This is a genomic window from Zooshikella harenae (assembly GCF_018837975.1).
In the GTDB taxonomy this organism is placed as follows: domain Bacteria; phylum Pseudomonadota; class Gammaproteobacteria; order Pseudomonadales; family Zooshikellaceae; genus Zooshikella; species Zooshikella harenae.
In genome coordinates this window covers 1-7,006 of the sequence record NZ_JAGSOY010000120.1, presented here as the reverse complement: position 1 = coordinate 7,006, position 7,006 = coordinate 1, and the positions used below count along the sequence as shown (strand labels likewise).

General features: G+C 41.6%; 12 protein-coding genes and 1 CRISPR repeat array. All 12 genes read left to right on the top strand.

Going from position 1 to position 7,006, the window contains the following annotated elements; translation table 11 throughout:
• The coding region (locus KCG35_RS23015) for a hypothetical protein (protein ID WP_215822206.1) at positions 1 to 189 on the top strand (189 nt) is incomplete at its 5' end.
• The gene (locus KCG35_RS23010) at positions 179 to 355 is read left to right on the top strand and encodes a hypothetical protein (RefSeq protein WP_215822205.1); all 177 of its coding nucleotides are present in this window, start codon (positions 179 to 181) and stop codon (positions 353 to 355) included. The genes KCG35_RS23015 and KCG35_RS23010, both read left to right, overlap by 11 nt.
• Before the next feature lie 51 nt (positions 356 to 406).
• Positions 407 to 1,024 (top strand): hypothetical protein, encoded by a 618-nt coding sequence (locus KCG35_RS23005; protein ID WP_215822204.1) that lies wholly within the window; start codon positions 407 to 409, stop codon positions 1,022 to 1,024.
• A gap of 74 nt (positions 1,025 to 1,098) precedes the next feature.
• Positions 1,099 to 1,995: a bacteriophage antitermination protein Q gene (locus KCG35_RS23000; protein WP_215822203.1), complete on the top strand. Its 897-nt coding sequence runs from the start codon at positions 1,099 to 1,101 to the stop codon at positions 1,993 to 1,995.
• 71 nt (positions 1,996 to 2,066) lie between these two features.
• Positions 2,067 to 2,330, top strand: a complete 264-nt coding sequence (locus tag KCG35_RS22995; RefSeq protein WP_215822202.1) for a peptidoglycan recognition protein family protein — start codon at positions 2,067 to 2,069, stop codon at positions 2,328 to 2,330.
• Position 2,331: 1 nt separating this feature from the next.
• A CRISPR array of direct repeats spans positions 2,332 to 3,139; the repeat unit is 28 nt; unit sequence TTTCTAAGCTGCCTATGCGGCAGTGAAC.
• Between the two features lie 247 nt (positions 3,140 to 3,386).
• Positions 3,387 to 3,797, top strand: coding sequence for an N-acetylmuramoyl-L-alanine amidase (locus tag KCG35_RS22990; RefSeq protein WP_215822201.1), 411 nt, complete (start codon positions 3,387 to 3,389; stop codon positions 3,795 to 3,797).
• A gap of 6 nt (positions 3,798 to 3,803) precedes the next feature.
• Complete coding sequence (locus tag KCG35_RS22985; RefSeq protein ID WP_215822200.1) at positions 3,804 to 4,217, top strand: 3TM-type holin; 414 nt, start codon at positions 3,804 to 3,806, stop codon at positions 4,215 to 4,217.
• Between the two features lie 11 nt (positions 4,218 to 4,228).
• Positions 4,229 to 4,447 (top strand): HP1 family phage holin, encoded by a 219-nt coding sequence (locus tag KCG35_RS22980; RefSeq protein ID WP_215822199.1) that lies wholly within the window; start codon positions 4,229 to 4,231, stop codon positions 4,445 to 4,447.
• Positions 4,448 to 4,505: 58 nt separating this feature from the next.
• Positions 4,506 to 5,252, top strand: coding sequence for a phage antirepressor (locus KCG35_RS22975; protein ID WP_215822198.1), 747 nt, complete (start codon positions 4,506 to 4,508; stop codon positions 5,250 to 5,252).
• 429 nt (positions 5,253 to 5,681) lie between these two features.
• Positions 5,682 to 6,011, top strand: coding sequence for a hypothetical protein (locus tag KCG35_RS22970; RefSeq protein WP_215822197.1), 330 nt, complete (start codon positions 5,682 to 5,684; stop codon positions 6,009 to 6,011).
• A gap of 74 nt (positions 6,012 to 6,085) precedes the next feature.
• Positions 6,086 to 6,490 (top strand): hypothetical protein, encoded by a 405-nt coding sequence (locus KCG35_RS22965; protein ID WP_215822196.1) that lies wholly within the window; start codon positions 6,086 to 6,088, stop codon positions 6,488 to 6,490.
• A gap of 100 nt (positions 6,491 to 6,590) precedes the next feature.
• Positions 6,591 to 7,006 (top strand): hypothetical protein (locus tag KCG35_RS22960; RefSeq protein ID WP_215822195.1); only part of this gene is annotated, 416 nt, incomplete at its 3' end.

The window sequence follows — 7,006 nt, the reverse complement described above, 5'->3', positions numbered from 1 at the left end:
GCTGATAAGCAATTAGTTAATTGCTTGGGATATTTGATAGAGCTGCATTACTTCAAGGAAAAGCATAAGTGCTTAGGTATTACTTGGAATGCAATACATGCTATATCCCCAGAGCTGGCGGAGCTTGTAAGTAATGATGAACGGGCTGCACATGACTTAATTGAGGATCTAAAAAAGATTGATAGTTAAATTATTAGAGTACAAAAAACGTAAAAATAAACAAATAAATACTCCAAATAAAAACGAACCCAACACTGATAATGAGATTTCAAAGCATGGCTCTTCTTTCACAAATCCTGAGTATCGAGATGCGTTAAAAGAGTTACGAGAAGAAGCTAAAAAGCTTGATTGGTAAAGCTTTGGATAAACGGCAATACACCAAAAACACCTGCAGGAGGCAATAAAAATGAGCACACAGCAATCGATTTCAAATTTAAATAAAGAGCAGGAAAAAATTATCTTTTTTGAGAGCGATGGGGCAGCTCAGTACAAAGAAAACCTAAAGCTGAGTGGTTGGGTTGGTCGAGATGGAGTCTTTTACGGTACGAATGAGAATGTCGCCAGGTATGTAAACTGTACTCACCGCAAATGCAGTACATGCGGCCATGTATACCTTAAAAATGCTTATTGCGAAAAGTGCTGGGAAAACCAAGAAAACGAAAAATTCGAGCAGATGGAAATTGTTAATTGTGATAGCTGGAATGAAGATCAACCCCTTTGTTTGCATGATGGTGATGAAATTTTTTACTTGCAAGATGATATTGAAAATTACTGTGACGAGGAAGGCGTCAAACCAAGCGCTATAAAGCTAGTTTTTGCAAAGCCTGTGTATTTATCCGAAATTGACATTAAAGATTTATTCAAAAGCGGAGGTGTATTTGATGGTGATTTAACTGTGGCTGAGCTTGTTCCAGATAATATTTGGGGCATGATTGATAACCTGAACAAAGCCATTAAGGAGTCTTCGCCCGTCTTTTGGGTTCCTGGCTCAAAGCGAGTGCAGCTTTCAGACAATGACAGTTAAACCCACCACTACATACGCTAGCGCTAGCCAAGCAAGCCTAACAACAATAATGAATACACACCTTGGGGGTGGGCATGAACATAAGAAAAGCAATTCACGACGCTTACTGTATTAACTTACGCTCAAATGCCGATTTAAATCCAGAGTTACAGACAAAACGACTCTCAATAGAGAAGCGGCTTATAGAGTTAAATAAACAACTCAAAACAGAGATGCGTAATAAGCAACGTATAGAGCAGTTACTCGCATACAAACCGGCACAAGCACGAGCAGACAGTAGTGCTAAGACAAACGTTAATGATGTTATTTGCAGGCAAGTAGAGGCAGGTAAAGTCATAGCCGCCGTTGAAAGCTTACCAGGCGTTCAGAAGTCTTGGGTTAAGTGGTGTTATGCACCCACACTTAATGACGACGTAATGCAGTTGGTATCAATCAAAGAAAGGGTTAAGGCCACTAAGAAGGAAGTAAAGAGTCTTACCAGGCAATCAAGTAGAGAGTGTAAGCAGGGAGCCAAGTATAAACACATCAATCGATGTATTGCTGAAGGCGCTTACAAGAAAGCTAAGCAGCTAAACACAAAAGCTAAGTCTAAAAGTGATGAACTTGAACAGCTAATGAGTCGCTATCATAACACGCTGGATAACTTGGGGGTGCCAGATGTTATTATGCAGTACTTCTACTGGCATATATTGGTTGAGCTTAATCGCCAACCGACAAGAAAAAAGCCTGAGCAAGTAGTTAATAGGATTAAGGGGCTAGTACCATACTGGGTAACAAATTATAAGCATTACATTAATACTCAGCAGTGGCTGTTCAAAGATGTAGATTTATACAAGGTGGTTGGGGGTGATAAGAGAAACTATAGAGCGACATATAAATCATGGCAGTTATTAGTGCATGATTTATGTAGTGACTTAGATGAATCGGCGCTACCTGAAATTAATTTAAAACTTCGTTCAAAAAGCGCTTGATTTCAATACCCCCTAAATTTATACTTTTTCCCATGATGCGAAACCCTGCCCGATCGGCGGGGTTTTTCATTTTGTACTCTTCGTTTGGCTTTTCCTCGGGTCAAACCTCATCAAAGAAAGCTCGCTTTATGCGGGCTTTTTTTGTGCCTGGAGAAAGTGAATTCACTATGAATATTACTAAACTGGTCGTCCATTGCGCGGACACGCCTAACGATAGGGATGTAACTGCTGAAGACATTCACCAATGGCACATTCAGCGGAAATGGGCAGGTATCGGCTATCACAAAGTTATACGACGTGACGGGAGTATTGAGAATGGCCGCCCTGAGTTATAACTTTCTAAGCTGCCTATGCGGCAGTGAACGGCTTCTTAGTTATGTCAACTCAGAGTATTAATTTCTAAGCTGCCTATGCGGCAGTGAACGGCTTCTTAGTTATGTCAACTCAGAGTATTAATTTCTAAGCTGCCTATGCGGCAGTGAACTTACTAAGTAGCGGTATTTTGTTTAGTACAAATTTCTAAGCTGCCTATGCGGCAGTGAACACATTGCGTTGCCGTACATGCAGGGAGTGGCATTTCTAAGCTGCCTATGCGGCAGTGAACCATGTAAACACGATTATCTAATTACTTCGTAATTTCTAAGCTGCCTATGCGGCAGTGAACCCTAATTCGGCACCGGATAAAGAACCTGCCATTTTCTAAGCTGCCTATGCGGCAGTGAACGACGATACACCTTATCTATCGTGGGCATATCATTTCTAAGCTGCCTATGCGGCAGTGAACGGGGTAAAGATGGTGATAACAGTCACATTAAATTTCTAAGCTGCCTATGCGGCAGTGAACTTACTCAAAAAGAAGCTAAGGACATGGATTCGTTTCTAAGCTGCCTATGCGGCAGTGAACGTCAGGCTTATTACCAAACTCTGCAATAATTTTTTCTAAGCTGCCTATGCGGCAGTGAACAAGAGCGTGTGCTCGGTGAACGATTTATCACATTTCTAAGCTGCCTATGCGGCAGTGAACGCACCAGCACGGGCCACATGTGTACCGATGTCTTTCTAAGCTGCCTATGCGGCAGTGAACAGTTTTCAGCTCAGCGGTCAGTCTAAGCGACTTTTCTAAGCTGCCTATGCGGCAGTGAACTAGAGCTAAAACAGCTAAAGTACGGATTGTTAAAGAACTGTAGCTTGATTGAGGGTGTTGAACCCTTTTTTTACCCACTTCTATAACTGCTTGATTCTCAATGATTTTAAAACAGGTCAAAAAAAAGGGTCAAATGAAATTTTAGTTGTAAGACTGGTATGACGTTTGTGTGACAGTTAAGCGTTTTTAGATATTTGTGTCGTAAGCCTGTCATAGCGGGCTTTTTTTCATTTTAAGGAAGAAATCTATGAACATTACCCGATTGGTTGTGCATTGTTCTGACTCACCGAACGGAAGGGATGATTCAGCTGCAGATATCCACCGTTGGCATAGAGGCCGTGGTTGGGTAGGTATTGGTTACCATTGTGTTATACGACGTGATGGACGAGTAGAGAATGGTCGCCCTGAGTTTTGGATGGGTGCTCATGTGGCTGGACACAACAGCACAAGCCTGGGGGTGTGTTTAATTGGTTGTGATCAATTTACCGATGCGCAGATGCAAAGCTTGGAGCGTGTTATACACGAGTGGAAGATTAAATATCCTGATGCTGAAGTGTGTGGACATTACGATTTAGATCAGCATAAGACGTGCCCTAATTTTGATGTAAAAGATTGGTGGTCTGTTGTCAGCGATATTGATGAGTTTAACCGCGTGTAGTAAACGATGAGTATTAATAAGCTGATACCTGACATTGCTGGTTCCATCATGAGCGGCCTTGATGATTTATTTACCAGTGATGAAGAACGACTAAAAGCCCGGAATAAAACCCTCGAAACACTGAACCAGCCGCATATCCTTCAAGCCTTAACCACACTAGAAGAAGCTAAGCATCCATCCATCTTTGTATCCGGTTGGCGTCCTGGCCTGGGCTGGTTATGTGTAGGATTACTGACGTATGCCTGGGTATTAAGAGACTTGATTATCATTGGTTTATCCCTCGCTAATCGTACCGATGTCGTCGAAATGCTACCCACGATTGATACCAGCCAGCTCATTACTTTGGTTTTAACGCTGTTGGGATTAGGTGGTATTCGCACCATGGAAAAAGTGAAAGGTGTTGCCCGCAACGATAAATAATGGTTAGTCCGATGATTACCGAGAAAATAATTTCTAATGCACCTTATGCTGCCAGTGCAGTGACGGTTATTGCAGGATTTACTGTAAGAGATTGGGGAGTCATTATCGGTGTCATACTAACCATGATCACTGTTGTCGTAAATTGGGTTTATAAGCACCGACAGGATCAACGTGAATCCGCTTTGTTTTACCAAAAAATAAGCAAACATTTTAAGCATAAAGACAATTAATGATTGCGCAATGCCCACTACGGTGGGCTTTTTTTTAAATAGATTAAGGAAAATAATAATGAACATAATACCTTTTAAATTTAATACATCTGCAGTGCGAGTGATTAACAAAGAGGGTGAACCTTGGTTTGTGGCGAAGGATGTGGCAGAGGTATTGGGTTATGTGACAGCATATAAGATGACTCGCTCTTTAGATGTGGATGAAAAGGGTACCCACATTATGGGCACCCCTGGTGGAAGCCAGGAACTACAAACGATTAACGAGTCTGGTCTGTATTCAGCTGTTCTTAAAAGTCGTCGGCCTGAAGCCAAAGTATTCAAACGCTGGGTAACACACGAAGTACTGCCCAGTATTCGTAAAAATGGTGGTTATATTGCCGGTCAGGAAAAAGACGATCCAAGCCTGGTGTTAGCAAAAGCGTTGCAAGTGGCTCAATCTATTATTGAAACAAAAACAGCTCAATTAGATGTGGCTAAGGAAGAGATTAAAGCTGTGCTCCCCAAGGCCGAAGCTTTTGAGAAAATAGCAGGGGGTGATGAGAGCTTTTGTATTACTAACGCGGCTAAAGACTTACAGATAAAACCAAAGGATTTGTTTAGCTGGTTATCTACAAACAAATGGATTTATCGCCGTCCGGGTGCTCCTGGCTGGACCGCCTATCAGGATAAAATTCAACGTGGCTTTTTAGTTCATAAATTTACAGCGATTGAACGTCAAGATGGCTCAGAAAAGATCGTTGATCAAGTGCGTTTAACAGCTAAAGGCGTTGCAAAGATAGCCCATCAATTAGTTCAATACCATTAAGTAAGGTCTTCTCTTTTTATTGTCCCTTGCCCACTACGGTGGGCTTTTTTTATAGATTATGCGGTACTAAAAAATTGGAGCGCTATTTTAAAAAAGCTTAAATATGCTTTTAAAAGAAAAAAGTTAATCAGTCAGTTCAGTTAATTATATACTTGATTGATTATAGGGTTGTCTCAAAATAATTCTCATAAATAGCGACGGTTAATTTTTCTAAAGCGTCGTTAAAGTGACGTAATATATTACGTCACTCTGACGTATAACAACCGTTTAAATATTAGACAACTTCTTAAATATCATATAGATAGCTACATGTGCGAAGTATGGATTTGGCGTAAAAAGTGTGAGCTGCTTATAATTTATTGGAGTGTTATACGTCACCATGACGTAATATCTTGCGTCAGAGTGACGTTCATTAATAGTTAAATGTCTATGAGTATTCACGAAAGTACATATTATCGGAGGCAGCATGTCACAGGCCCAGGCTGTGTTCTTGTCTCAATAAAGTTCGGTAAAACGCCAGAAGACGGTGTGCTTGTGGTTAAGCGTCTCGCCTTAAAGCAAGAAGAGGCTGAGATACAGTTTGATCTTGATAGGCATATTGAAGAAATATTGGCAGGGGTGCAAATTGCAAATGAAAAGCACGATGGAAACCTTGAAGTTCAAGAGATTGAGGTAGTCCCAAATGACTATCCACAACGTGGTCAGGCAATGTCTGCTGCTTTTAAAATTGCAGAGCATGTGCTTACCAAAAACATTTAACAAGCGCAGGCTGTCGGAACGCCTTTCCGCTCCTTCGTCGCTACAAGTCGTCCGCAGCTGCGGGCGTTAAATGTATGGAAATGGCCTCTGTGGAAATAAAGCTATTTTGGTCTGAGCCCTTTGGGAATCTTACGCCTGTCTGTGAGACTGACGTTTTGAGTGAAGACGGTATCGACTTGTTGGGCTGTCTATTAATGGATGACGGCGGCCTTACTGAGGAGCATACCTTCAATTGGATTAATGAGGGCCTTAAAAGAGTTGATGCAGTCATTTCTGGCAGTAGTAAATCCCAGGATTGGGATCGCGAAGCATGGGGTGCAAGCATCAGCTCTAATAGTGTTGAGGTATATTCGCTCTTAGAAGAATCGTGTAGTGCAACATTAAATATCAGTTCATTCAAAGCTGCACTGAAAGAATGGCAAAATTTTATTATGTCTGAAAAACGGCCTAAAGAAGTAAAGTATGTTGTTGTGCAGTAAAACATTTAACAAGGCCAGCCAGAGGGAACAAAAAACCGCCGCTTCGCTCTGGTTTTTCGTCCCCTGCTGGCGGCGTTAAATCACAGAAAAAGGAAAAACCGTGCCGAACTCAAAAATATATGCTTCTCCAGAATCAGATCTTTCTGGTACGACGAAAATAGACCGGGAAATGGTCTCAAGCGTTGCGTCCAGGCAGAGAGCGCTGCTTCTGTTGGTTTTAGGCCAATTCTTATTGAATCCTCTAGGCAAAGTTCTGGAAGGACAAGGTGAGGTTGGGCTCATTTTCTTTTGGTTGCTTTCAATAGCACTGCTCATTTTAATCGCAGTTACGGCTATTCGTTTGTCGCTACGTTTAAATCACATTGCTATTACCGCCATCTTGGGAGTGCTTTCTGTGGTTCCGCTTATAAATCTCATTGTGCTTCTTATTCTTAGCCGTCAAAGTACAAAAGTGCTCAAAGCAGCAGGAATTCGTGTAGGTCTTCTGGGGGCAAGTTCTAAAGATGTTGGAAAGAT